Annotated in this window: 23 protein-coding genes and 4 tRNA genes; 19 read left to right on the top strand and 8 right to left on the bottom strand. The window is 35.5% G+C overall.

Annotated features, from left to right (window positions below; translation table 11 throughout):
* Window positions 1–6 precede the first annotated feature (6 nt).
* Complete coding sequence (trpS, locus tag H7T97_RS04195) at window positions 7–1,035, bottom strand: tryptophan--tRNA ligase (protein WP_049486041.1); 1,029 nt, start codon at window positions 1,033–1,035, stop codon at window positions 7–9.
* A gap of 205 nt (window positions 1,036–1,240) precedes the next feature.
* Between trpS and H7T97_RS04190 the strand changes: the two genes are divergently transcribed.
* Together H7T97_RS04190 and H7T97_RS04185 are read left to right on the top strand one after the other, a co-directional pair.
* Window positions 1,241–2,866 carry an ATP-binding cassette domain-containing protein gene (locus H7T97_RS04190; protein WP_049486042.1) on the top strand — a complete coding sequence of 542 codons (1,626 nt, stop codon included), beginning with the start codon at window positions 1,241–1,243 and terminating at the stop codon, window positions 2,864–2,866.
* Window positions 2,867–2,915: 49 nt separating this feature from the next.
* Window positions 2,916–5,483 carry a YfhO family protein gene (locus H7T97_RS04185; RefSeq protein ID WP_201089496.1) on the top strand — a complete coding sequence of 856 codons (2,568 nt, stop codon included), beginning with the start codon at window positions 2,916–2,918 and terminating at the stop codon, window positions 5,481–5,483.
* Window positions 5,484–5,582: 99 nt separating this feature from the next.
* On the opposite strand, the gene H7T97_RS04180 is transcribed toward H7T97_RS04185, so the two are convergent.
* The 6 genes from H7T97_RS04180 to rlmH all read right to left on the bottom strand — a co-directional run bounded on the left by H7T97_RS04180 (window position 5,583) and on the right by rlmH (window position 8,828).
* Window positions 5,583–5,656: transfer RNA gene (locus tag H7T97_RS04180), tRNA-Asn, on the bottom strand.
* 8 nt (window positions 5,657–5,664) lie between these two features.
* A tRNA-Glu gene (locus H7T97_RS04175) sits at window positions 5,665–5,736 on the bottom strand.
* Between the two features lie 50 nt (window positions 5,737–5,786).
* Entirely contained in the window at window positions 5,787–6,545 is a 759-nt protein-coding gene (locus H7T97_RS04170) for a response regulator transcription factor (RefSeq protein ID WP_003009229.1), read from the bottom strand.
* Window positions 6,542–7,882 (bottom strand): sensor histidine kinase, encoded by a 1,341-nt coding sequence (locus H7T97_RS10205; RefSeq protein WP_201089494.1) that lies wholly within the window; start codon window positions 7,880–7,882, stop codon window positions 6,542–6,544. Before H7T97_RS10205 ends, H7T97_RS04170 begins: the two co-directional genes overlap by 4 nt.
* A gap of 350 nt (window positions 7,883–8,232) precedes the next feature.
* Window positions 8,233–8,306 (bottom strand) — tRNA-Arg (locus H7T97_RS04160).
* A 42-nt stretch (window positions 8,307–8,348) separates the two neighbouring features.
* A complete protein-coding gene (gene rlmH, locus H7T97_RS04155; protein ID WP_003009233.1) occupies window positions 8,349–8,828 on the bottom strand; it encodes a 23S rRNA (pseudouridine(1915)-N(3))-methyltransferase RlmH in 480 nt (159 codons plus the stop codon).
* A gap of 204 nt (window positions 8,829–9,032) precedes the next feature.
* On the opposite strand from rlmH, the gene H7T97_RS04150 reads away from it, so the two are divergent.
* The 5 genes from H7T97_RS04150 (at window position 9,033) to H7T97_RS04130 (ending at window position 14,173) form a co-directional block, all read left to right on the top strand.
* Entirely contained in the window at window positions 9,033–10,214 is a 1,182-nt protein-coding gene (locus H7T97_RS04150; RefSeq protein ID WP_023920001.1) for a S1C family serine protease, read from the top strand.
* Window positions 10,215–10,285: 71 nt separating this feature from the next.
* Window positions 10,286–11,047, top strand: coding sequence for a ParB/RepB/Spo0J family partition protein (locus H7T97_RS04145; protein ID WP_155168188.1), 762 nt, complete (start codon window positions 10,286–10,288; stop codon window positions 11,045–11,047).
* Between the two features lie 267 nt (window positions 11,048–11,314).
* Window positions 11,315–12,673 (top strand): chromosomal replication initiator protein DnaA, encoded by a 1,359-nt coding sequence (gene dnaA, locus H7T97_RS04140; protein WP_031574821.1) that lies wholly within the window; start codon window positions 11,315–11,317, stop codon window positions 12,671–12,673.
* Between the two features lie 159 nt (window positions 12,674–12,832).
* The gene (dnaN, locus tag H7T97_RS04135) at window positions 12,833–13,969 is read left to right on the top strand and encodes a DNA polymerase III subunit beta (protein WP_021154169.1); all 1,137 of its coding nucleotides are present in this window, start codon (window positions 12,833–12,835) and stop codon (window positions 13,967–13,969) included.
* A gap of 12 nt (window positions 13,970–13,981) precedes the next feature.
* Window positions 13,982–14,173, top strand: a complete 192-nt coding sequence (locus H7T97_RS04130; RefSeq protein WP_003002008.1) for a DUF951 domain-containing protein — start codon at window positions 13,982–13,984, stop codon at window positions 14,171–14,173.
* Window positions 14,174–14,208: 35 nt separating this feature from the next.
* Here H7T97_RS04130 and H7T97_RS04125 read toward each other — a convergent pair whose 3' ends face one another.
* A complete protein-coding gene (locus tag H7T97_RS04125) occupies window positions 14,209–14,706 on the bottom strand; it encodes a DUF1307 domain-containing protein (RefSeq protein ID WP_031574824.1) in 498 nt (165 codons plus the stop codon).
* 177 nt (window positions 14,707–14,883) lie between these two features.
* Between H7T97_RS04125 and ychF the strand changes: the two genes are divergently transcribed.
* The 12 genes from ychF (at window position 14,884) to H7T97_RS04070 (ending at window position 26,824) form a co-directional block, all read left to right on the top strand.
* A complete protein-coding gene (gene ychF, locus H7T97_RS04120; RefSeq protein WP_003009244.1) occupies window positions 14,884–15,999 on the top strand; it encodes a redox-regulated ATPase YchF in 1,116 nt (371 codons plus the stop codon).
* Between the two features lie 68 nt (window positions 16,000–16,067).
* On the top strand, window positions 16,068–16,637 hold the full coding sequence (gene pth, locus H7T97_RS04115; protein ID WP_155168184.1) for an aminoacyl-tRNA hydrolase: 570 nt from the start codon (window positions 16,068–16,070) through the stop codon (window positions 16,635–16,637).
* 4 nt (window positions 16,638–16,641) lie between these two features.
* A complete protein-coding gene (gene mfd, locus H7T97_RS04110) occupies window positions 16,642–20,136 on the top strand; it encodes a transcription-repair coupling factor (RefSeq protein ID WP_201089492.1) in 3,495 nt (1,164 codons plus the stop codon).
* Window positions 20,137–20,204: 68 nt separating this feature from the next.
* Complete coding sequence (locus H7T97_RS04105; protein WP_003002258.1) at window positions 20,205–20,471, top strand: RNA-binding S4 domain-containing protein; 267 nt, start codon at window positions 20,205–20,207, stop codon at window positions 20,469–20,471.
* Entirely contained in the window at window positions 20,464–20,832 is a 369-nt protein-coding gene (locus tag H7T97_RS04100; RefSeq protein ID WP_003009251.1) for an FtsB family cell division protein, read from the top strand. Before H7T97_RS04105 ends, H7T97_RS04100 begins: the two co-directional genes overlap by 8 nt.
* Before the next feature lie 3 nt (window positions 20,833–20,835).
* Window positions 20,836–20,964, top strand: coding sequence for an SP_0009 family protein (locus tag H7T97_RS10280; RefSeq protein WP_003009253.1), 129 nt, complete (start codon window positions 20,836–20,838; stop codon window positions 20,962–20,964).
* Window positions 20,936–22,222 (top strand): serine hydrolase, encoded by a 1,287-nt coding sequence (locus H7T97_RS04095; protein ID WP_155168179.1) that lies wholly within the window; start codon window positions 20,936–20,938, stop codon window positions 22,220–22,222. Before H7T97_RS10280 ends, H7T97_RS04095 begins: the two co-directional genes overlap by 29 nt.
* Complete coding sequence (gene tilS, locus H7T97_RS04090) at window positions 22,222–23,496, top strand: tRNA lysidine(34) synthetase TilS (protein ID WP_155168177.1); 1,275 nt, start codon at window positions 22,222–22,224, stop codon at window positions 23,494–23,496. The genes H7T97_RS04095 and tilS overlap by 1 nt, the downstream gene beginning before the upstream one ends.
* Window positions 23,497–23,500: 4 nt before the next feature.
* The gene (hpt, locus tag H7T97_RS04085) at window positions 23,501–24,043 is read left to right on the top strand and encodes a hypoxanthine phosphoribosyltransferase (RefSeq protein WP_003018402.1); all 543 of its coding nucleotides are present in this window, start codon (window positions 23,501–23,503) and stop codon (window positions 24,041–24,043) included.
* A 10-nt stretch (window positions 24,044–24,053) separates the two neighbouring features.
* A complete protein-coding gene (gene ftsH, locus H7T97_RS04080) occupies window positions 24,054–26,027 on the top strand; it encodes an ATP-dependent zinc metalloprotease FtsH (RefSeq protein WP_049473251.1) in 1,974 nt (657 codons plus the stop codon).
* A gap of 91 nt (window positions 26,028–26,118) precedes the next feature.
* Window positions 26,119–26,190: transfer RNA gene (locus tag H7T97_RS04075), tRNA-Glu, on the top strand.
* Window positions 26,191–26,344: 154 nt separating this feature from the next.
* A complete protein-coding gene (locus tag H7T97_RS04070; RefSeq protein ID WP_003009261.1) occupies window positions 26,345–26,824 on the top strand; it encodes a sigma-70 family RNA polymerase sigma factor in 480 nt (159 codons plus the stop codon).
* The last annotated feature ends 159 nt before the right edge of the window (window positions 26,825–26,983 follow it).

Here is a 26,983-nt window from a genome sequence, read left to right as displayed (position 1 = left end):
GTCGTTTTATTTTTTAAAATAGGTAATTCCCATCGCAGATTTTACTTCATCCAGTGTTTGAGCTGCTACATTTCGAGCGCGCTCACTTCCTTTTTCAAGAATAGAGTAGACCTCACCCATATCCTTTGCAAACTCAAGTCGTCTTTCACGAATTGGTCTTAATTCACGATCTAAAATTTCTAAAAGATATCGTTTGGTCTTTACATCACCAAGTCCACCACGTTGATAATGTTCTTTCATTTCTGCAATTTCAGCTACATCTTCTGGACGGCCAAATACATCCAGGTAATGAAAGACCATATTGCCTTCGATTTTTCCTGGATCCTCTACTTTAATATGATCAGGATCAGTATACATACTCATCACTTTTTTCTTTAAAGTATCTGCATCATCAGCTAGGTAAATGCCATTATTCAATGATTTAGACATCTTAGCATTTCCGTCTAAACCAGGTAAGCGCCCTGCTGCTTCATTTTCAGGATAAATCCCTTCCGGTTCCACCAAAGTATCTGTGTTGTATGCATGATTAAAGGAACGAACAATCTCACGAGTTTGTTCAATCATTGGCTTTTGATCATTTCCTACTGGAACAAAATTTGCTTTAAAAGCTGTGATATCGGCTGCTTGTGAAATAGGGTATACCAAAAATCCTGTTGGAATACTCTCACCAAAACCTTTTTGAGAAATCTCGGTTTTTACAGTTGGGTTTCTTTCAAGTCGCGCCAAAGATACTAGATTCATGTAATACATGGTCAATTCCGCTAATTCAGGAATCTGACTTTGAATGAAAATCGTAACTTTTTCAGGATCTAGTCCAGCTGCCAGATAATCCAAAGCAACATTACCAATAGATTCTACAATCGTTTTTGGATCTTTTGCATGGTCTGTCAAAGCTTGCTGGTCTGCTAGGAAAACAAACATATTATACTCGTCTTTATTTTGCAACAAGACGCGATTTTTTAAAGAACCAACATAGTGGCCGATATGGAGTTTTCCTGTCGGTCTATCTCCTGTCAGAATGATGGGTTTTGTCATACTCTTCTCCTTAATCGTTATCCCTATCATTATAGCACTTTCTAGTTGAAAATGTTAGTCTATCCTCTATGTTTGTAAGGAATTAACACTTTACTAAACTGTCAATTTCGTTTACATCATTGTAAAAACAAATTGACAGTAAAAAAGTTGAATTTTCCCCTATTTTCTAGTAAAATGAAGACATTATAGAAAGAGGAGAAAATCATTGCTTACAGTATCAGACGTCTCACTACGTTTTAGTGATCGAAAATTGTTTGACGATGTCAATATCAACTTTACAGAAGGAAATACATACGGTCTCATCGGTGCCAACGGTGCTGGAAAGTCAACCTTTTTAAAAATTTTAGCTGGAGATATTGAACCAACAACTGGTCATATTTCTCTTGGCCCTGATGAACGTTTGTCTGTTTTGCGTCAAAATCACTTTGACTACGAAGACGAGCGGGTCATCGATGTTGTCATTATGGGAAATGAAAAGCTCTACAACATTATGAAAGAAAAAGATGCTATCTACATGAAAGAAGATTTCTCTGATGAAGACGGCGTCCGTGCAGCTGAACTTGAAGGTGAATTTGCCGAACTCGGTGGATGGGAAGCAGAGAGTGAAGCATCTCAATTACTTCAAAATCTAAATATTTCAGAAGACCTTCATTATCAAACTATGAGCGAGTTAGCCAATGGGGATAAAGTGAAAGTTCTCTTAGCTAAAGCCCTTTTTGGTAAACCAGATGTCCTTCTTTTGGACGAGCCGACCAATGGATTGGATATTCAATCCATTACCTGGTTAGAAGATTTTCTGATTGATTTTGAAAATACGGTTATCGTTGTATCCCATGACCGCCACTTTTTGAACAAAGTCTGCACCCATATGGCGGATCTCGACTTTGGAAAAATTAAACTTTACGTCGGAAACTATGATTTCTGGAAAGAATCTTCTGAACTTGCAGCAAAATTACAAGCAGATAGAAACGCAAAAGCTGAAGAAAAAATTAAACAATTACAAGAGTTTGTCGCACGTTTCTCAGCCAACGCTTCAAAATCAAAACAAGCAACTTCGCGTAAAAAAATGCTTGACAAGATTGAACTTGAAGAAATTGTTCCATCTAGTCGGAAGTACCCATTTATCAACTTTAAGGCAGAACGAGAAATTGGTAACGATCTCTTGACAGTTGAAAATCTTTCTGTCAAGATTGATGGTGAAACTATCCTTGACAATATCAGCTTTATCTTACGTCCTGGTGACAAAACCGCCCTTATCGGACAGAACGATATTCAAACAACCGCTTTGATCCGTGCATTGATGGATGATATTGAATATGAAGGAACTGTCAAGTGGGGAGTTACAACTAGTCGATCATATCTACCAAAAGACAACAGTCGTGATTTTGCAGGTGGTGAAAGTATTCTTGATTGGCTTCGTCAATTTGCAAGTAAAGAAGAAGATGACAATACTTTCCTTCGTGGTTTCTTAGGACGTATGCTCTTTTCGGGTGACGAAGTTAACAAGTCTGTCAACGTCTTGTCAGGGGGAGAAAAAGTTCGTGTCATGTTGTCTAAATTGATGCTCCTCAAGTCAAATGTTCTTGTACTGGATGATCCAACCAATCACTTGGATTTGGAGTCTATTTCAAGTTTGAATGATGGATTGAAGAATTTTAAAGAATCGATTATCTTTGCCAGCCATGACCACGAATTCATTCAAACACTCGCCAACCATATTATTGTTCTTTCAAAAAACGGCGTAATCGATCGTATTGATGAAACCTATGATGAGTTTCTTGAAAATGAAGAAGTTCAAGCAAAAGTGAAAGAACTTTGGAGTCAATCATAAAAATAAAGAGCCCTGAAATAATGATTTCAGGCTCTTTCAGTAGAAATATATGAATAAAACAAAGCTAAAAACATCCCTTTTTATAGTATCTTCTTTCCTGATTCCAGCTATCATGATGTTCTTTATTTACCTCTCGCAAGGAATCTACTGGAACAGTAATACTTCCCCCTTATTAGGAGATGGTTATCATCAGTATGTCATTTTTGATACCACACTTCGAAATATTTTACATGGGACAGATAGCCTATTTTACAGTTTTCAAAGTGGATTAGGTATTAATTTCTATGCACTCAGTAGCTATTATCTAGGAAGTTTCTTTTCTCCTCTTGTCTACTTCTTTAATGCACAATCCATGCCGGATGCTGTTTACCTCATCACTCTTCTTAAATTTGGAGCTATTGGGTTAAGCACTTATATTAGTTTACATGGAATGTTTTCTAAAATTCCTAGATCCCTGGTTCTTACCCTTTCAACATCATTTGCTCTTATGAGCTTTGCTATCAGCCAAATTGAAATCAAAACTTGGCTAGATGTTTTTATCCTAGCACCATTAATTCTTTATGGATTCAAAAAACTCATTTACAATGAGGGAGAGATTCTCTACTATATCAGCTTAACCAGCTTGTTTATCCAAAATTATTATTTTGGGTTTATGATGTCTATTTTTCTCATTTTATGGTACTTGACACAACTATCATGGGACATCAAAGGAATTGGAAAACGCTTCTTTCATTTTGTGATTGTATCTCTTTTATCAGTTATAACAAGCCTTGTGATGTTATATCCAACCTTCTTAGATTTACGCACTCATGGAGAAAGTTTTTCAAAGGTTGACAGTATCTTTACAGAAAAAAGTTGGTATCTTGACGTATTTGCAAAAAATTTCATTGGAAGTTTTGACACTACTAAATATGGCTCAATTCCAATGATCTACGTGGGATTATTTCCACTTCTTTTAGCGATTACCTTTTTCTTTGTAAAGTCGATCAAGTTTCACGTGAAACTTTCTTACTTTATACTTTTGACCATTCTTATTTTGAGTTTTCGTTTTCAATTATTAGATCTCCTTTGGCAAGGTATGCACGCGCCAAATATGTTTCTTCATCGATACTCTTGGATCTTTTCTTTGACGATTATTCTGATGGCAGGAGAAGTACTAAATCGAATAGAGGAGATCACTTGGATTCGTTTTAGTCTTGCTAATTTCCTCCTTATTCTAGGATTTGGAGCAACTGTCCTTTACAGCTGTCACTATAAATTTTTAGATGCAGTCAATTTCATTGTTACTTTTGAATTTTTAATTGCTTTCTATTTGGTCTGTTTAGGATTTATCCTAAAAAAGATACCGCCTAGACTTTTCTATCTTTCGATCCTGTTTTTCTCCATCTTTGAATTATCGGTGAATAGTTATTATCAAATGGAAGGAATTGCGAATGAATGGGTATTTGCTTCTCGGTCATCCTACGAACGAGACTTAAAAGCCATCCAATCCTTAGTAAGAGAGAAGACAGACTCTAATTATCGGACTGAGATTCTACAGCCACAAACGGGCAATGATAGCATGAAGTATGGTTATAATGGAATTTCTCAATTTTCATCTGTACGAAATACGGATGCTAGCTCGACATTGGACAAACTTGGATTTAAATCTGAAGGAACCAACCTCAATCTTCGATACCAAAACAATTCTATTTTAATGGATAGTCTATTTGGTGTTCGCTATAATTTAAGCCAACAACCTGTTCAAAAATTTGGATTTAAAGAGATTGCAATCAAAAATGGAGTCTCACTTTCAGAAAACGAATATGCCTTACCAATCGCCTTTCTGTCAGCAAAACCTTATAAAAATACTTCCTTTACGAATTTGACACTGGATAATCAGACACGATTCATCCATCAAATCACGGATGAAAAATATAAATTTTATAAGAAATTAAATATTCTCTCGCCTACTTCACAAAATACTACATCTTCGTTGCAAACTGCAAAAATTGAAGAAGATAGTCATCTATCCTACGCAAGTATTCAATATGAAGTAACGGTTCCTGCCCATAGCCAACTATATGTCAATGTTCCAAATTTACAATTTTCAAACAATGATCGGAAAGATATTGAAATCAGCTACAATGGACAGACTCAACGCTATACCATTGATAATGCCTTTCCATTCTTTTCGATTGGCCATTTTGACACAGAGGAAACAGTTACTATTCGTATGAGTTTTCCAGAAAATTCGACAGTCTCTTTTGATACACCAGAATTTTTTGCTCTGGATCTTGACCAATACACACAAGCTATCGCTAGCATTCGTCAGCAAGAAGTTGCTATTCACAAAAAGAAAAACAAATTGGTAGCAGCCTATAACGCAAATAGAGACACTACCCTTATTTTTACACTCCCTTATGATAAAGGCTGGTCAGCTAAACAAAATGGAAAACCTATCAAAATTCATCGCATCCAGAAAGGATTAATGGGAGTTCGTGTTTCAAAAGGATCCGGAACAGTCACCTTAACATTTGTTCCCCAAGGCTTCATTGAAGGACTCATTGCCTTTTTCGTTGGAATCATTCTCTTTTTCCTCTACGAATGGAGACAAATAAAAAGACGAAAAAGTTAAGGAATCTAACCATCGGTTCACTTATAAATAAAAGGCTAGGATAGTCATTATCCTAGCCTTTTTCAAAACAAAAAAACACCCAAATGGGTGCTATACTAGCTCCGCCAGTAGGACTCGAACCTACGACATCATGATTAACAGTCATGCGCTACTACCAACTGAGCTATGGCGGAATGAGATATAGTCCGTACGGGATTCGAACCCGTGTTACCGCCGTGAAAAGGCGGTGTCTTAACCCCTTGACCAACGGACCATATATTCATTAACAGAACATATCCCATTATATCAAAATTTAACTAATTGTCAAGCACTAAATTCTAAATTTTGCTCTTCAATTAATTTTTTGGCACGTTTGATATTGCTTCTTGAGATTGGACAAGAATAGCCTTCTTTCAACAGTAGCTGTTTCTTTTTCTTATCCATTCCAATGATCATACTTCTATTCACGATAAAAGATTGATGGGGACTGAAATATCTCTCCTCCACATCTTTCTCCAAGACATCTGATAAACTTCCCGCAATTTCTTTTTGAAAATTTTTCCCAACTAAGTTTAATTTATAAGCCGAACCAACAGTTTCAATATAAAGAATATCCTTAAATGGAATTTTTATCTTTTTATCCTTAAAGTCATACTCAAAATAATCTGTCAAATCATCATTTCCAATTTGAATAGTCGTTAGGTACTCAATACACTCCTTAATTTTTAATCTAAATAAATCTTCATTCAAATTTTTATCAATAAAATCTAAGGCAGATACTTTATAACGATAGGTAATCGAAGCGAATTCTGATTTTGTAGTAATAAAAACAATAATGGCATAAGGATTTGCTTCTCGTATTTTTTGAGCAATTTCCAGCCCACAATACTCATTGTCTTGGATATGAATATCTAGAAAATATAATTGGTGGATATCCGAATGCTGGATATAATTTTCAAATTCCGAAATTTTACCGGTAGAAATCACTTCAAGTTTAATTTCTAATTCCTTAGCAATTTCTGCAATATGTTTTTCTACCCGTATCTGTTGAGAGAGCTCATCTTCTAATAAAAAAATCTTCATTCTTGTTCGTATCCTCCAATCTTCAAAACTTGTAAAAAACGATTTCCTTGCAATTCCGTTTCTAAAAACATCGTTCCATAATTTGCTAAGATTTTTCTCACATTATTTAATCCTAGTCCTCTATTTTCTCCTTTTGTCGAATAGCCTTCTTCATATATTTTTCTAATATCAAAAGTGATTTCATTTGTTGTATTATGAATCACTAAGTAAACAATTTTTGAAATAGAGAAAATAGCAATATGAACTTTCTTTTCTTCTGCTTCTTTTGAAGCTTCCAAAGCGTTTGTCACTAGAATCCCAACGATTCTCACGATATCCAATAAATCAACTGGTAGTTGCTCGATTGGTTCACTCGTTTCAAAGGTCATTTCTACCCCAGCATCTCTTGCATCCAACCAGCCTCGAATCAAAATACTTCGTAAAGCAGAATCTTTGATATTGACCAAGTTGAATCCTGATAATGCTTCTGTATTGATCTCTTTATAACCTTTTTCCAATACTTCTCTATGAATTCTCTGTATTTCTGGAATATTTTCTTCCTCAATAGCTAATGACATAGAAATAACTAAATTTCCCAAATCATGACGAAATCCCCTAACAATAGAATAGAGACTTTGAATTTCAGCCATATACCGACTCATTTGTTGCTCAGAAAATTCTTTATACTCCAGTTCTAAATTTTTACGATACTGATCTCGCTCGATTTTCATATGGAATAAGCTGACTACAAAAGAGAAAAAACAAATCGTTGCCAACATGCTCCCAAAATTTTTAAATTGCGCTTGTTCACTAATCCATAAAGCAAAATTAATCACTACAAATATAGCAAAATAGACACAGATGAGTCTCTTTAAATATTTTTCAAATTCTTTCTCATAAAAAGGAGTGAAATCAAATTCAAATAAGTCAATTAACTTCAAAATGATTCCTAAAGAAAGCAAACGAATACACATATTGTAGACAATCGAGTAAGCTGCTACAACAGCATCTCCTATTACTGAAGAGACAATTATCGTCAGAAAAGTTGCTGTTCCTTCAACCGCTAAATAAGTAAAAAAAGAATAAAAAATGGCGCACAAGCGATTCGTCCGATTGGCATAATGATAATAAGGATATAAATAAACCGGCCATAAGAGCATATTTAAATCAGAGAGTCGAATATTTGAAAATAAAGTCACATCTAAAAATACTAAGAGACTTTCAAAAAGAAGAACAAAGGTGCTCAGCAGAAAGATAAATGCAAATTGATGTTCCTGATAGATTTTTTCGTCCACTAATGCAAACGTCAGAACAATGATCCCTCCCAAGAGAAAAGACAAGATTAATGACTGAATCACACAAACTCTCCCACTTTGTTTTTTTCTATTTTATTATACTCTAGTATTATTATAAAAAAATAAAATTTTATATACAAAAAATTATAATATAAAATAGCCTAAAATTAAAGGGAATCGGTAAAATTGTAATGTTTTTAATGTTTTTGTTACATGAATGAAAACTATTTTACACAATTTATATAATCTACACTTTGCACTATATAGGGATTGTTAGTTCTTTTTAAAAATATTCCTAATAAATCATTCCGTTACTATTTGTCTATAGTGAATTATACAAAAATTAATAGATGATGAAAATTTATACATTTTTACATAAAAGAAAAGATGCAGCAAAAGCTGCATCTTTCATTTGATCCCAGCAGGATTCGAACCTGCGACCGTTCGCTTAGAAGGCGAATGCTCTATCCAGCTGAGCTATGAGACCGAACTTACTTCATTTTAGCAGAAAAAGGAAGGAGCGTCAAGGTTATTTATGGTAAGGACTCCCCTGTTGAATCATGAAAGCACGATAGATTTGTTCCACCAACACTAATTTCATCAACTGATGAGGAAGAGTTAATTGACCAAAGCTCATTAATAGATTTCCTCTTTTTTTCACTTCAGGAGACAGACCAAGACTGCCTCCAATAACAAAAGTAAGGTTTGAATAACCAGATGTCATAATCTGGTCAATCGTTTGACTAAATTTCTCTGAAGGAAATTGTTTTCCTTCGATGGCTAATACAATCACATATTCCTTATCTGAAATCTTAGAGAGAATTCGTTCCCCCTCTTTTTCAAGGATTTGTTGATTTTCGAGTTGACTGGCACGATCTGGAGTTTTTTCATCAACTAACTCAACCTGTTCTACTTTTGCAAATCGACCAAGCCTTTTAATATACTCCGCGATCCCATCTTTTAAGTATTTTTCTTTTAATTTTCCAACGGTTATCAATTTAATTTTCATTTCCCTATTGTAGCATAATTCTTCAATTCCACAAATAATCCACAGCTATAGAAAGGAAATCTATTCTATAAAGTCCTTTTTAAAGCCATTTCTCAACTAAATTCTACAACTTATCCACAATTTGTGGATAAGTTTAGTTATTTAAGATATAATTAAGAAAGTTTTTCTATACTTTAGATAATTTGATATCCTTAGGAGAAAAATATGAAATCTTCATCTAATTTACTGAAAAAACTTGGAAACATAACCCTCATTTTCGTTGTAGGTTTTCTAGGTGGGATTCTTGGAACCTTTTTAACCTTACAAACCTCTCATTCTTCTACTTCAAATACTGAAAGTAAGCAAGTACACTCAACCACTGTTAAAACAGCTTATAAAAATACAACCTCAACTAGTGAGGCCGTAGATAAGGTGAAAAATGCTGTAGTTTCTGTGATTACTTATTCTGATTCTTCGAATCAAGGGTTATTTGAAAAAGAAGAAAACTCTGACTCACAAATTTCTAGTGAAGGTTCTGGGGTCATTTATAAAAAAGAAGGAAAATATGCCTACCTTGTTACCAATACCCATGTAATCAATGGTGCTAAAAAAGTAGATATTCTTTTAGCAGATGGGAATAAAGTCCCCGGAGAAGTAGTTGGATCAGATGTCTATTCTGATATTGCAGTCGTTCGCATTAGTGCGGATAAAGCAAAGGCAGTAGCTGAATTTGGAGATTCAAACCAATTAACAGTCGGTGAGACTGCAATTGCGATCGGTAGCCCTCTTGGAACTGATTATGCGAATTCTGTTACTCAAGGGATCATTTCTAGCCAAGGTCGCAATGTGAATTTGAAAGCTGATAATGGACAAAATATCTCTACACGCGCTCTACAAACAGACGCAGCCATCAACCCAGGAAACTCTGGAGGTCCATTAATCAACATTCAAGGACAAGTCATTGGGATTACCTCAAGTAAAATTTCAAATAACGGACAAACTTCAGTAGAAGGAATGGGATTTGCAATTCCTGCAAATGATGTTGTCAATATTATCAAGCAGCTAGAAGAAAAAGGAAAAGTAGTTCGACCAGCTCTTGGAATCCAAATGATGGATTTATCCAACCTTTCAACTTCTGATTTAAGCCAATTAAAACTTCCTGAAAAAATCTCTGGAGGAGTACTAGTTCGTTCAACACTTGAAAATATGCCTGCTTCAGATAAATTGCAACGTTATGATGTCATCACAAAGATCGATGATACAGATATCGAGTCAACGGCAGATTTACAATCCGCCCTCTATTCTCACCAAATCAATGATACAATCAAGGTCACATTCTATCGTGATGGAAAACAACAAACAACTTCTATCAAGTTGACAAAATCAACTGAGGATCTGAGCGATTAACTTTCACTTTCTTGACATACTTGTAAACACACCTTTACGAATTTGTAAAGGTGTGTTATTCTATTCATAAGATGGAAAAATTAGAAAAAATAGCGGTAAAGGACATTCGAACCAATCCTTTCCAACCAAGAAAAGTATTTGATCAAGAAAAATTAGAAGAACTGGCTCAGTCAATCAAAGAAAATGGCTTAATTCAACCCATTATTGTCAGAAAATCTCCAATAATTGGTTTTGAATTGCTTGCAGGTGAAAGACGTTTTAGAGCTTCAAAAATTGCTGGATTAGAGCTTGTTCCTGCGATTATTAAAGAGTTAACGGATCAAGAAATGATGCGACAAGCCATTATTGAAAATCTTCAACGAGAAGATCTCAATCCAATTGAAGAAGCTATCTCCTACCAGAAGCTCGTTGATCATGGCTATAAGCACGACCAAATCGCTCAATTTATGGGGAAATCTAGACCCTATATCAGCAATATGCTTCGCTTGTTACATCTAGCTCCCTCTGTTCAAGAAGCAGTCATTCAAAATGATATTTCTTCGGCTCACGCGCGTGTTCTTGTTCCTCTTGATGAAGAAGAGCAGCGCTTTTGGTTGGAGCGAATCAAACAGGATCATTTAAATGTTCGAACATTAGAAAACAAGATCAGTTCAAAAAGAAAACAGAAAAATAAAAAAGCAAAAGAGAGCTTCCTACTAGAAGAGGAACAACGATTGAAAAAAATATTGGGAACAGAAGTGACGATACACCCCTCTTCTCAAAATAAAGGAACTATCCAAATTTCTTTTTCCAGTCTTGATGAATACCAACGAATTATCAACAGCCTTAAATAAGGCTGTTATTTTTATTTTTTATATTGACAAGCTTTTCCACCATAAAAATCTTTTGTAAATAGCAGAAAAATAAGGATATTCTCTAGTTATCCCCACTTTGTGGATAACTTTTAAAAACAATGTGAATTTAAATCCACAACTTGTGGAAAAGTTTAAAACTATAATTTAATCTCATGAAATTTAGCCTGTGGAAAACTATTTTTGTTTGTGGTAGAATAGGAGTACGTATGATTTGATACAATTCAAGAAAAGGAGGGAAGTCTGATAGTGTCACAAGAAGAGCAATTTTGGTCTCGTTTTTTAGAATTAGCCCAATTACAACTAAAAGATAGTGCCTATGATTTTTTTGTCGCCGATTCAAAATTAGTCAAAATCGATGGAGAAACGGCTACCATTTATCTTGATGGAAATTATAAAGAATTATTTTGGGAAACAAATCTAAAAAATGCTTTGATCACAGCCAGCTTTGAAGTCTACAATACAGATTTGAAGTTCCATTTCGTTTTTGAAGATACCGAAGAAATTCCTAGTAGTCATAGCGGTGAGAATAGGAGATTATCTTCAGGTAGCTTAACAACCGAACCGTTGCCTAAAATTGATACAGGTCTGAAATCAAAGTACACATTTGATAATTTTGTGCAAGGGGATGGAAATATTTGGGCGAAAGCAGCAGCGCTTGCAGTTTCTGAAAATCTTGCAACAACTTACAACCCTCTCTTTATCTATGGTGGACCAGGGCTTGGAAAGACTCACCTATTGAACGCAATTGGAAATCAAATCCTAGAAAATATTCCAAATGCACGGGTTAAGTATGTTCCAGCAGAAACCTTTATTAATGAATTTTTAGAACACCTTCGATTAGGAGAAATGAAGACGTTCAAGAATACCTATCGAAGTCTTGATCTCTTACTGATCGATGATATCCAGTCACTCGGCGGGAAAAAAGTCACGACTCAAGAGGAATTCTTTAATACCTTTAATGCCCTCCATAGCGACAACAAACAGATTGTTCTAACAAGCGATCGAAGTCCGGATCATTTAGATAGTCTTGAAGAGCGACTGGTTACTCGTTTCAAATGGGGACTAACGCAAAATATAACACCACCTGATTTTGAAACTCGGATTGCCATCTTACGGAATAAAATTGAAGATCTAGACTATATTTTTCCTAATGACACACTGGAATATCTAGCAGGTCAGTTTGATTCAAATGTCCGAGACTTAGAAGGTGCCTTAAATGATATTTCTTTAATGGCGAAGGTGAAAAAACTAAAAGAAATTACGATCGATGTTGCAGCTGAAGCTATTCGAGCTCGTAAAAACGATAATAGCAAGACGCTTGTCATCCCCATTGAAAAAATTCAGGAAGCAGTTGGAGCCTTTTATGGAGTCAGTGTAAAAGAAATCAAAGGTTCTCGAAGAGTTCAGAATATTGTCCTAGCACGACAAGTGGCCATGTATCTTTCAAGAGAGATGACGGACAACTCACTTCCTCGAATCGGAAAAGAATTCGGTGGAAAAGACCACACGACTGTCATTCATGCTTATGAAAAAATTAAAAGTATGGTCGACACAGATGATAATCTACGACTCGAAATTCAAAGTATCAAGAAAAAGTTAAATTAATCTGTGGATAACTTCCTCTAAACTTCTAAGGGTTATGCACAATTTTTAAACAAGTAACTTTTTAAGTCATAGATAGGATTCTGAGACTTTTCCACAACTTCCACACAACCTACTATTACTATTAACTTACTAATCATAAAATAAATAAAAGGAATGACCATGATAAATTTTTCTATTAACAAAACTTTATTTTTACAAGCACTAAATACTACCAAAAGAGCGATCAGTTCAAAAAATGCTATTCCAATCCTTTCCACGATTAAAATTGATGTCACTCCAGAAGGAGTTGCCTTATCAGGATCGAATGGCCAAATTTCAATCGAAAACTTTATTTCTATCAAAGACGAAAATGCTGGTTTACTAGTGACCTCCCCAGGTTCTATTTTATTGGAAGCAACTTTCTTTATTAATGTGGTTTCAAGTTTACCAGATGTTACTTTAGATTTTAAAGAGATTGAACAAAAACAAGTTCTCTTAACAAGTGGTAAATCAGAAATTACACTTAAAGGAAAAGATGCAGATCAATATCCACGTATTCAAGAAATTGCTGCAAGTAATCCATTAGTTTTGGAAACAAAATTATTAAAACAATTGATTAACGAAACGGCATTTGCAGCAAGTGTACAAGAAAGTCGTCCAATTTTGACAGGTGTTCACTTTGTTTTATCAGATAATAAAGAGCTTAAAACAGTAGCAACAGACTCTCATCGTATGAGTCAGAAAGTGATTACACTGGAGAAAAATGGAGACAACTTTGATGTTGTCATCCCAAGTCGCTCTCTTCGTGAATTCACCTCTGTCTTTTCTGATGATATTGAAACAGTTGAAGTTTTCTTTGCTAACAATCAAATCCTATTTAGAAGTGAACACATTAGTTTTTATACCCGTTTGCTAGAAGGAAATTATCCTGATACAGACCGTCTCATTCCAACAGAATTCAATACAGAGGCAACCTTCAATGTGGCCAACCTTCGATTTGCAATGGAGCGTGCTCGTCTTCTTTCAAATGCGACTCAAAACGGAACGGTTAAATTAGAGTTCAAAAATGGAGTGGTTTCTTCTCACGTTCATTCACCAGAAGTTGGGCGAGTAAATGAAGAGATCGATACAAGCGCCGTTTCAGGAGAGGATTTGTCTATTAGCTTTAATCCAACTTATTTGATTGAAGCGCTCAAAGCTATTGACAGTGAACAAGTTGTTATTCGTTTTATTTCTTCTGTTAGACCGTTTACATTGGTTCCAGAAGGAAATGAACAAGGGTTCATTCAATTGATTACGCCAGTTCGCACAAATTAACAAAGGTGAATCATGTATACGTTAGGTGATTTTGTAGAAATGAAAAAGCCTCACGCTTGTGTGATTAAAGAAACAGGCAAGAAGGCAAATCGTTGGGAAATTACGCGACTTGGTGCAGACATAAAAATTAAGTGTAGCAATTGTGATCATGTGGTCATGATGAGTCGCCATGATTTTGAACAGAAAATGAAGAAAGTACTATAAAAGGTTCAGTCACTTATGTGACCGAACCTTTTCGATTATTTTAATTCTTCAAATTTTCCATTTTTAACTTCTTTGAAACCACCCTGTTTCATCATATCAAAAGTTGATTTGAAGCTGATATAGTCGACTTTTTTATCTTTTTGTGTCGTTACTAATTTCTTTTCAATTAGCTGATCTAAGTCTGCCTTTTCATAATTTAGTGTTGTTTTTTCAACCATATAATCATCTTTATATTCAGCAGAATGTGTGAATCCTTTGACATCTTTGTATTCTTCATCATATTTATCGATCATTTCCTTTAATTGATCTTTCGTAACTCCCGCCTCTTTGTAATAAATAGTAGTGGTGGTTTGGTTACTGATCGCTTTATCACCTTTATGTTCTAGTGTAATACGAACATCTGTTTTCTTTTCTTGGTTGATTGCCTGAAGATAGGATTTTTGAACAGATTGTTGTCCACAAGCTCCAAGAAGAAAGAGAGTAAAGATAGCGATTAAAGAAAGAAAAATAGATTTCCATGTTTGTTTTTTCATCTGAAAAACTCCTTTGTTCATTGTTAAATATAGTATACCATTTTTATCTTTTTAGAACGTTACAGTTTGATGAAAAAATCTAGTTTCAAAGGTGATGAAATATTTCATTTTTCATCACTTGTCTTTTGAATTATGTTATAATAAAAGAGATTGAAATTTGAACGGAGAAAAAGAAAAATGGCATTAACAGCAGGTATCGTTGGCTTACCAAACGTTGGTAAATCAACCCTATTTAACGCAATTACAAAAGCAGGAGCAGAGGCCGCAAACTATCCCTTTGCGACCATTGATCCAAACGTCGGGATGGTAGAAGTTCCAGATGAACGCCTCCAAAAATTGACGGAAATGATTACTCCTAAGAAGACAGTTCCGACTACTTTTGAATTTACAGATATTGCTGGGATTGTGAAAGGAGCTTCTAAAGGGGAAGGACTTGGTAATAAATTCTTGGCCAACATCCGTGAAGTAGATGCCATTGTCCATGTAGTGCGTGCTTTTGATGATGAAAATGTCATGCGGGAGCAAGGTCGTGAAGATGCCTTTGTTGATCCACTGGCAGATATTGATACCATCAATTTAGAATTAATTTTAGCCGACTTAGAGTCTGTCAATAAACGCTATGCGCGTGTAGAAAAAATCGCTCGTACACAAAAAGATAAGGATTCTGTTGCGGAATTTAACGTCCTTCAAAAGATTAAGCCAGTTCTGGAAGATGGGAAGTCAGCTCGGACCATTGAATTCACTGAGGAAGAACAAAAAGTGGTGAAAGGACTTTTCCTTTTGACTACCAAACCAGTTCTTTATGTAGCCAATGTGGATGAAGATGTTGTTGCAGATCCAGATTCTATTGACTATGTGAAGCAAATTCGTGACTTTGCGGCAACAGAGAATGCGGAAGTCGTGGTGATTTCTGCGCGTGCTGAGGAAGAAATTTCTGAGCTAGATGATGCAGATAAACAAGAATTTTTAGAGGCGATTGGCCTAACAGAGTCTGGAGTTGATAAACTCACGCGTGCAGCTTACCACTTGTTGGGACTTGGCACTTATTTCACAGCTGGTGAAAAAGAAGTGCGTGCTTGGACCTTCAAACGTGGCATGAAAGCTCCTCAAGCAGCTGGAATCATCCACTCTGATTTTGAAAAAGGATTTATTCGTGCCGTGACCATGTCCTATGATGATTTGGTCAAATACGGTTCTGAAAAGGCTGTAAAAGAAGCGGGACGCTTGCGCGAAGAAGGAAAAGAATATGTTGTCCAAGATGGGGACATCATGGAATTCCGTTTTAATGTATAAGAGAGTTAAAAAAATGTAAAGGTTGGAAAAAATATTTCCAACCCTTTTAGTGTTTTGAAAGGAAAGAGATGACGAAATTAATTGTTGGATTGGGAAATCCAGGTGATAAGTATGTTGAAACGAAACACAATGTAGGCTTTATGTTAGTTGATCAAATGGCAAAGTCTTTAAATCTTACTTTCTCCCATGATAAGATTTTTCAAGCTGATATCGCCTCAACATTTTTGAATGGCGAAAAGGTCTATTTTGTAAAGCCGACCACTTTCATGAATGAGAGTGGAAAAGCAGTCCATGCCCTTCTGACTTATTATGGTCTGGAGATTGAAGATCTTTTAGTTATTTACGATGATTTAGATATGGAAGTTGGCAAGATTCGTCTTCGAGCTAAAGGATCAGCTGGAGGTCATAACGGAATCAAATCGATTATCAATCATATTGGAACTCAGACTTTTTATCGAATTAAGATTGGAATTGGAAGACCTAAGCAGGGCATGTCAGTTGTTCATCATGTCTTAGGGAAATTTGATAAAGACGATTACATCACTATTCTACAAACAATTGATCGAGTAGAAGAAGCGGTTAACGATTACTTGGTAGAAGAAAATTTTGAAAGAAGCATGCAGAAATACAACGGGTAAGTAGATGAATGTAATTGATTTAGTGAGTCAAAACTCCAACCTTCTATCCTGGCAACAAGGTTTGCAAAAAAATAATCGGGAATTGATCTTAGGATTATCTGCGACCACAAAGGCTATTGTAATGGCTTCAGCCTTTGATTCTATTGAAAAAGCAGTCCTCATCACTTCCAGTTATAACGAAGCAGAACGATTGGCCAGTGATTTTATTGCCTTACTTGGAGAAGAGAAAGTCCATACATTTTTGGGAGATGATAACCCTTTAGCAGAATTTGTTTTTGCTTCACAAGAAAGGCAATTTGCACGATTAGAGGCTTTAAACTTTTTATGCCAAGAAGATCGTCAAGGCATCCTTGTGACCAATGTGAGTGGTATAAAACTACTATTACCTTCTCCTAAAGTTTTTGCATCTAGCATTTTTCAATTGAAGGTTGGTCAAGAAATAGACTTAACTACTCTGAGTGAAACATTACAGAAGATTGGCTACCAAAAGGTGAGCCAAGTTTTGCAACAGGGAGAGTTTAGTCTACGAGGAGATATTTTAGATATCTTTGAGATCGACCAACTCCAACCCTATCGGATTGAATTTTTCGGAGATGAGATTGATGGAATCCGAATCTTTAACCCAGAAAATCAGCGTTCTGTTGAAAATGTTGAAGAAGTTCAACTGAAGGCAGTGAGTGATCTATTGTTGCAAGAGGAAGATTTTATACGTGGTCAGCAGCAAATAGAACAATTGCAAGAACAGAGTGCAAATGAAGAATTTAAATCTTATCTAGCAGAAATTCTGGGAGATATTTCTCAAAGGAAACTCCATCCGGATCTTAGAAAATTTATTAGTTTCTTTTACGAGAAGCAATATACCCTATTCGATTATCTCCCTAAACACACTTCAGTCTTTCTGGATGATTATCAAAAAATAGCAGATCAAATAGCGAGATTTGAACTAGATACAGCTAATCTCTTGACGGAAGATTTACATAAAAATAGAGCTTCTTCTCGCCAAGTGTATTTTGCAGACACCAGTACAACATTACGAAAATATACGCCTGCAACTTATTTTTCAAACTTTCAAAAAGGATTGGGAAATCTGAAGTTTGATCATTTGTATCAATTCAATCAATATCCAATGCAGGAGTTTTTTGGACAATTTAATTTACTAAAAGAGGAAATTGAACGGTATAGAAAATCAAACTATACTGTTATTGTCCAAGCAACTTCTCATCACAATCTTCAACAGCTCCATAAAAATTTAGAAGAGTATGGAATTCGATTAGATTATATTGATGGGGATACGATCATTCCTCAAGCTAGTCAATTAGTCGTTGGAGGATTAGCTCACGGTTTTCAATTTGTTGATGAAAAAATTGTCTACATTACAGAATCAGAGATTTATCAGAAAAAGATCAAACGAAAGATTCGCAGGCAAAATATTTCCAATGCAGAACGCCTAAAAAATTATAATGAACTGGAAAAAGGGGACTATGTTGTTCACCAAGTTCATGGTATTGGTCAATATTTGGGAATTGAAACGATTGAAATTTCGGGTGTCCATCGTGATTATGTTTCAATTCAATATCAAAATGGAGATCGCATCTCGATTCCTGTCGATCAGATTCAGATGTTGTCCAAATACGTTGCAAGTGATGGAAAAACGCCAAAAATTAACAAGTTAAATGATGGGCGTTTCCAAAAAACGAAGCAAAAAGTTCAGACCCAGGTGGAGGACATTGCGGATGATTTGATAAAACTTTATGCGGAGCGTAGTCAATTAGAAGGCTTTTCCTATTCCCAAGATGATGAAAATCAAGAGGCTTTTGAACAAGATTTTCCATATATTGAAACAGATGACCAATTACGTTCCATTGAAGAAATCAAAAAAGATATGGAATCGAATCGTCCGATGGACCGATTGCTGGTTGGAGACGTCGGTTTTGGGAAAACAGAGGTCGCTATGCGAGCAGCCTTTAAGGCAGTAAATGATCATAAACAAGTAGCAGTGTTGGTTCCTACCACTGTTCTTGCCCAACAACATTATGCCAATTTTAAGGAGCGTTTTGAATCTTTTGCAGTAGAGGTTGCTGTTTTAAGTCGTTTCCAGAGTAAGGCAGAGCAGAAAGAAACGCTTGAAAAGTTGAAAAAAGGACGAGTGGATATTATTATTGGAACTCACCGGCTCTTGTCCAAAGATGTTGTTTTTTCAGACTTAGGCTTAATCGTGATCGATGAAGAGCAACGTTTTGGAGTAAAGCATAAAGAAACCTTGAAAGAATTGAAAAAAAAGGTGGATGTGCTTACCTTGACAGCTACCCCTATTCCTCGGACGCTCCATATGTCTATGCTAGGAATTCGAGATTTGTCTGTCATTGAAACACCTCCGACCAATCGGTATCCTGTGCAAACTTTTGTACTAGAGACCAATCCAACTATTATTCGAGATGCTGTGTTGCGGGAGATAGATCGTGGAGGTCAAGTGTACTATCTTTACAATAAGGTAGATACGATTGAGCAAAAAGTATCCGAGTTAAAAGAGTTGATTCCAGAGGCTTCGATTGGCTTTGTTCATGGCCAAATGAGTGAAGTTCGCCTGGAAAATACCTTGTTGGATTTCATTAATGGCGAATACGATGTCTTAGTGACGACAACCATTATTGAGACAGGTGTGGATATTCCAAATGCCAATACACTCTTTATTGAAAATGCGGATCATATGGGACTTTCAACTCTTTATCAACTAAGAGGTCGTGTAGGACGAAGCAACCGAATCGCTTATGCTTATTTGATGTATCGTCCAGACAAATCTCTTACAGAAGTGTCTGAAAAACGTTTAGAAGCGATTAAAGGTTTTACTGAATTGGGGTCTGGATTTAAAATTGCTATGCGAGATCTATCGATCCGTGGAGCAGGGAATATTCTTGGAGCTTCTCAATCTGGTTTCATCGATTCAGTTGGTTTTGAAATGTATTCTCAATTGTTAGAAGAAGCTATTGCTAAAAAACAAGGCCAAGAGCATCGTAGGCAAAAGAGTAATGCAGAGTTGAACCTTCAAATAGATGCGTATTTACCTAATGAATATATTTCAGATCAACGTCAAAAAATTGAAATTTACAAACAAATTCGTGAAATGAATTCTGCGAGTGACTATGAATACTTGCAAGATGAATTGATTGATCGTTTTGGAGAATACCCAGATGTTGTCGCCTATCTACTTGAAATTGGTTTAGTGAAAGCTTACTTGGATCAAGTCTTTGTCCGTCTTGTTGATAGAAAACAACAAAAAGTGACAGTGAAATTTGAACCTATTGCCAAACAACTGTTTTTAACACAGGATTATTTCAAAGCTCTGTCAATGACACAGTTAAAGGCACAGATTGCAGAAGAAAAGGGATTGATTGAAGTGATCTTCGATATTCGAAATAAGAAAGATTTTGAAATTTTGGAAGCTCTGAAGCAATTTGGTCAAACCTTATTGGAAATTAAACAGGAAAAAGAAAAGTACTAGCAGTTCTTAGCTCATTTTTCGCATTTTATGTATAAAAAATGATACAATACTATGTTAGAGGTGACAGTATGAGATTAGATAAATATTTAAAAGTTTCTCGCATTATTAAGCGTCGTCCTGTTGCAAAGGAAGTTGCAGATAAAGGACGAATCAAAGTCAATGGAGTATTAGCCAAAAGTTCAACGGATTTGAAAGTGAATGATCAAATTGAAGTTCGTTTTGGAAATAAAGTATTGACGGTTAAAGTCTTGGAAATGTTGGATAGTACAAAAAAAGAAGATGCATCCAAAATGTACGAAATAATTAGTGAAACAAGGATAGAAGAAGATGCCTAAAAATATCGTTCAAATGAACAATAAATATATCAAAGACGAAAGTCAGCGAAAACGTTTTTTAGAAGAAGAAAGAAAAAAACGCAATCGTTTTCTGGGGCTCGTTTTGATATTGGTCATGTTACTGTTTATTCTTCCAACTTATAATTTAGCCCAGAGCTATCAATCGCTACAAGATAAAAAAGAACAATACAAACAGTTGGAAAAAGAGTATAAAGAAACAAGTGAACAAAAAGAATACCAACAAGACATCGCTAAAAAATTAAAAGACGATGATTATGCAACAAAATATGCACGCGCTAAGTATTCTTTTTCAAAAGATGGTGAATATGTTTATACCATCCCAGATTTACTCCCCCAATAACCGATGGAAAATATCTTACAAACAGTTAAACAATTCCTTGAATTTTCGGATGAAAAATTAGAGGAATTAAAAAAGAAAAACCAAATGATTAAACTTCAAAAGGATGAAAAGGAAAGGAATACAGGTGTCTAAACGATTTCTGCTCCTATTGTTAGTTCCAATTTTATTTATTGGATCTCAAGCAGCGAGTGTCGAGCAGTCTGAGTCTTCTCAGACAATAGCTCATCCATCAGAACTTTATTTTTCTTCAATTCCAGCGAACCCTAATATCTATCGCAAAATTTCTGTTTTTTCTGATCCTCAGTTGAAAAAAGCAAAAGGAGAAATTCTTCCCAACACACCGTTTACAATCGAACAACTCTTTGTAAATGATGAAGGGAAAGCTGTATTTAAAATAGCAGATAAAGGATATGTATTAGCAGATTCTTCTGTCATTTTTTCTGATGTTGTACAAGAAACACAAGAAAAAAAACAAGACATGTGGCTAAAACCTGGTTTTAAAGTGTATGACCGACCCTTAATAAATGGTGCAAAAGAAAAAAATACACCTCTTTCTCCTTATACAAAAGTGACAGTCTTACGTACAGCTAAGACTTTACGAGATGAGTTTGTGGAGATTGAAGGTCAGGGCTGGGTGAACAAATCATTCGTTACTGAAAAAGATAATCGAATGGAAAAAGTTCAGGACTTGTTAAATAGTAAATACAATTCTCCTTCATATGGAATCTATGTAAAACAATTAGAGACTGGAAATACTGCTGGAATCAATCCGCAAAAAGAAATGTATTCTGCCAGTGTAACGAAATTACCATACTTGTACTACGTCCAAGAACAGCTCAATAAAAAAGCCATTTCTCCAACTACAACCTACAAATATATTCCAGAAGTCAATGATTTCAAAGGTGGCTATGAACCAGAAGGAAGTGGTAGCCTTTCAAAAACACCAGATGGAAAAGAATATAGTGTTCAAGAGTTGGTAGATAAAATTGCAAAAGAATCAGATAATGTTGGACATAATATCTTGAATTATTATGTCACTCATCAATCAGATCAAGACTTCCAAAAAACTTTGGATAGGATTGCAAAGAAACATTGGGATGTTGAAAAAAGAGAAGCATCCGCTGAAATGGCTGGCAATGTCATGGAGGCTGTCTATCAACAAAATGGCCCTATTATTGATGCACTCTCCTCTACAAAATATGATGATCAACGGATTGCGCGTGACCTTCCAGTAAAAGTTGCTCATAAAATTGGAGATGCCTATGATTTTAGACATGATGTTGCAATTGTATATACAAATTCACCCTATGTAATAGCCATTTTTACAGATCATTCGAATTATGATACGATTTCCAACATTTCAAAAGATATCTATGAGGTATTGAAATAATGGAAAAGCGATTTTTAGAGTTTTGTGAAAAACAAGATCTATTTACTCCCCATCGCCGTGTTTTAGTTGCCTTATCTGGTGGATTGGATTCAATGAATCTGTATGAACTTTTATATAAGAATAAAGAACGATTGAAAATCCATCTGGTACTCGCTCATGTCAATCATGGACAAAGACCAGAATCGGATTTAGAAGAAAGTGAACTTCGAACGCTAGCTGATAGGCGAGAGACACGTATCCATGTGGCTCACTATTCGGGTGATTTTACAGAAGCAAAAGCTCGTACCTTTCGTTATGATTTTTTTAAACAGATTATGGAGAAAGAGGATTGCACCGCTTTAGTAACAGGTCATCATGCAAACGATCAAGCCGAAACAACTTTCATGCGCTTAATACGAGGAACAAAATTACGCCATTTAAGTGGTATTCCTGTACGCCAACCATTTGGTAAGGGTGAGTTAATCCGTCCTTTGTTAACTTTTACCAAAGATGAGTTGATGAAAATCCCTCACTTTGAAGACAGTAGCAATGACTCACAGGACTATTTTCGAAATCGTGTACGCCATCAATACCTTCCAGAATTTGAAAAAGAAAATCCTCAAATGCAAGTAAGTCTTCGTTATTTAGCAGAAGAAGTGACTCATTGGCACCAAGCACTGAAAGAATTGACTAGCGAGTTAACCATTCAAGATTTAGCTTCTTTTAGAACGTATTCTCATTCTGTACAATCATTCTTATTAGAAGAGTATTTGGCACAATTTCCAGATTTGCAACTTGGTAGGGCCCAGTTTCAAGAATTATTAGATTTACTGCGAAAAAAAAGAAATTGCGTTCATTATTTAAAGTCGAATTATGAACTACATCAAGAATATGATTTCTTTGAAATACAAAAAATCAGTCAAAAGTCGGATGACCACCCCCTCCCATTTTTGTTAGAATTTGGGAATATCTTTGACATTGCAAATTATAAACTATCTTTTGGACAACCATTAGTAGGGGAAAATGTAGAAATTCTTTCTGTTTCACGCGAAACTCCCATCTTAATTAGAAGGAGAAAGGAAGGAGATCAGCTACTTGTTAATGGCCACCATCAAAAATTAAGACGGTGGTTTATCAACCATAAAATTCCAATTTCTCTTCGGCAAAAGGCTCTCATTATAGAACAAAATCATAATATTCTTTCTGTAGTGGGATTGGTAACGAGTGATTTGAGTCAACCCTCAAAAAGTGGTATAATGAAAGATAATCTTTATATTCAAAAAATAGATAGGTAAAAACATGTTAGAAAAAGATATAAAAAAAGTATTGGTTTCACATGATGAAATTGTAGAAGCAGCAAAGAAATTGGGTGAAACCCTAACAAAAGAGTACCAAGGGAAAAATCCAATTTTTGTTGGAATTTTGAAAGGCTCTGTTCCATTTATGGCAGAGTTGATCAACCACGTGGATACACATATTGAATTGGATTTTATGCTGGTTTCAAGTTATCATGGTGGTACGGCAAGCTCAGGTATTATTAATATTATCAAGGATATCGACCAAGATATTACTGGTAGAGATATTTTATTTGTAGAAGATATTATCGATACAGGTAAAACCCTCAAGAGTCTAAAAGAACTCTTTGAAGAACGAAATGCAGCATCTGTGAAGATTGCTACCTTACTGGATAAACCTGAAGGACGTTTGGTTGAGATTGAAGCAGATTACACCTGCTTTACGATTCCAAATGAGTTTGTTGTAGGATATGGTTTAGACTATGATGAAAATTATCGTAACCTACCCTATGTTGGTGTATTAAAAGAGGAAGTGTACTCAAAATAGAGGAGACTAGATGAATAACAGAAAAAATAACGGTTTTGTCCGAAATCCATTTCTGTATTTGTTGATTATTGTAGCGGCTGTGACAGGATTCCAGTACTTTTTTGCGGGTAATGGGGTTGGTCAAAGTCAGCAAATCAACTACACAGAATTGGTCAAAGAAATTAAAAATGATAATGTAAAAACGATCAGTTACCAACCAAATGGTAGTGTGATTGAAATTGCAGGTACCTATAATAAAGCAAAAGAATCAAAAGAAGATACAGGAATTCAATTTTTTACCCCAAGTGTTCAAAAAGTATCTCGCTTTACTAGTGTCATCCTTCCATCTGATATCACCGTCAATGAATTACAAAAATTAGCAGCTGACCACAAAGCAGAAATCACCATCAAGCGTGAGAGCTCAAGTGGCATGTGGATAACCATTCTCACTTCAATTGTTCCATTTGTTATCGTCATGTTCTTCTTCTTCTCAATGATGAACCAAGGCGGTGGCGGAGGTGCCAGAGGTGCCATGAACTTTGGTCGTAATAAAGCCCGCGCTGCTAATAAAGAAGATATTAAAGTTCGTTTTTCAGATGTAGCAGGAGCTGAAGAAGAAAAACAAGAACTTGTTGAAGTTGTTGAATTTTTAAAAGATCCAAAACGCTTTACTAAATTGGGTGCAAGAATCCCAGCAGGTGTGCTTCTTGAAGGCCCTCCAGGAACTGGTAAAACCCTTTTAGCAAAAGCAGTAGCTGGTGAAGCTGGAGTGCCATTCTTCAGTATCTCTGGTTCTGACTTCGTTGAAATGTTTGTCGGAGTCGGTGCTAGCCGGGTTCGTTCACTTTTTGAAGATGCTAAAAAAGCAGCACCAGCCATTATCTTTATCGATGAAATTGATGCTGTTGGGCGCCAACGTGGTGTAGGTCTTGGTGGCGGAAATGATGAACGTGAACAAACCCTTAACCAGCTCTTGATTGAGATGGATGGTTTTGAAGGCAACGAAGGAATCATTGTTATCGCAGCAACTAACCGTTCTGATGTCCTTGACCCTGCCCTTCTTCGTCCTGGCCGTTTTGACCGTAAAGTATTGGTTGGACGTCCAGATGTGAAAGGTCGTGAGGCAATTCTTCGTGTTCATGCTAAGAATAAGCCACTTGCTCAAGATGTGGACTTGAAATTGGTTGCTCAACAAACACCAGGATTTGTCGGTGCTGATCTCGAAAATGTTTTGAACGAAGCAGCCTTGGTTGCAGCTCGTCGAAATAAAAAAGTAATTGATGCTGCTGATATCGATGAAGCAGAAGATCGTGTTATTGCAGGTCCATCTAAGAAAGATCGGACGATTTCACAAAAAGAACGTGAAATGGTTGCTTATCACGAAGCTGGTCATACAATCGTTGGTCTGGTCTTATCAAATGCTCGTGTAGTTCATAAAGTTACTATTGTTCCACGTGGTCGTGCAGGCGGTTACATGATTGCCCTTCCTAAAGAAGATCAAATGTTACTTTCTAAAGAAGATATGAAAGAACAATTAGCTGGGCTCATGGGAGGACGTGTTGCCGAAGAAATTATTTTCAATTCGCAAACAACCGGTGCTTCAAATGACTTTGAACAAGCTACCCAAATGGCGCGTGCAATGGTGACAGAATATGGTATGAGTGAAAAACTTGGACCGGTCCAATATGAAGGAAATCATGCAATGTTTGGTGCTCAAAGCCCACAAAAAATGATTTCAGAACGAACAGCTTACGAAATTGATGAAGAAGTTCGTAGTCTGTTGAATGAAGCCCGTAATAAAGCGGCAGAAATTATTCAAGGAAATAGAGAAACGCATAAACTAATTGCGGAAGCTCTATTAAAATATGAAACCTTGGATAGTGTTCAAATTAAATCATTATATGAAACAGGAAAAATGCCTGAAAATTCAGAGCATGAATTAGAAGAAGAAGCAAAACCTCTATCATATGATGAGATTAAGTCAAAATTAGAAGAAAATAACTAATTCAAAAGAAGGAAAATATTTCCTTCTTTTTTTATTAAAAAAGTGTTGACAGAGTAAAAATATTCTGTATAATAGAATATGTTGTAAAAATGGTCCGTTGGTCAAGGGGTTAAGACACCGCCTTTTCACGGCGGTAACACGGGTTCGAATCCCGTACGGACTATCGATGAACTGTCACCAAGTGGCAGTTTTTTTGTGTATTTGGACAAAATAATTAAAAATAATAACCAAATAGTTAAAAAAACGTGCAGAATAGAAAAAAAGTCCAATGGGCTTCTTTATTTTTATAAAATACAGATAAAAGTAAAGGAGAGCTTATGGAATTTAATAAAATGTATCAAAAAGTAAAATATATCGTAAGAAAATGTGAAAAAGAATATTATATTCAATTATGGGAAAAGGATGATTGGGAACAAGAAGGTCAGCTAACTCTGTTTGAACTTTATCAAAAAAATCCTGAAATTGAAACAAATGAAGAATTACTTTATACATATTTCAAAACAAAATTTAGAAATCATATTAAAGATAAAATAAGACAACAGGAAAGTGATAAGAGAAAAATAAATAGACTTCCATATATTGAAATTGGAGAAATTAGTCACAGAATTTCATCAAGAAAAATATATTTAGATGAGTTGGTTGTTCTGAGAGATGCATTAAAACGTTTTAAAGAAAAATTAACCGTAAAAGAAAAAGAACAATATGAAGCATTACTAGCAAACAGAAGATGTCTAGGAAAAACAAAAATGAAAAAGAAATTAGAGAACTATTTAAAGGACTTTAAAAATTCAATTTAAAAACTGAAAGTTGACAGTGAATAAATGAACTTTCAAAAAAATAAAAAATTTTTTAAAAAAGTGTTGACAGTAAGGAGAGGTCATGATATACTAATATAGTTGTCGCGCGAGAGCGACAAAGACCTTTGAAAACTGAACAAGACGAACCAATGTGCAGGG

Source organism: Streptococcus parasanguinis (genome assembly GCF_016648925.1).
Taxonomy (GTDB): Bacteria; Bacillota; Bacilli; order Lactobacillales; family Streptococcaceae; genus Streptococcus.
This window is presented reverse-complemented; position numbering and strand designations above follow the sequence as displayed.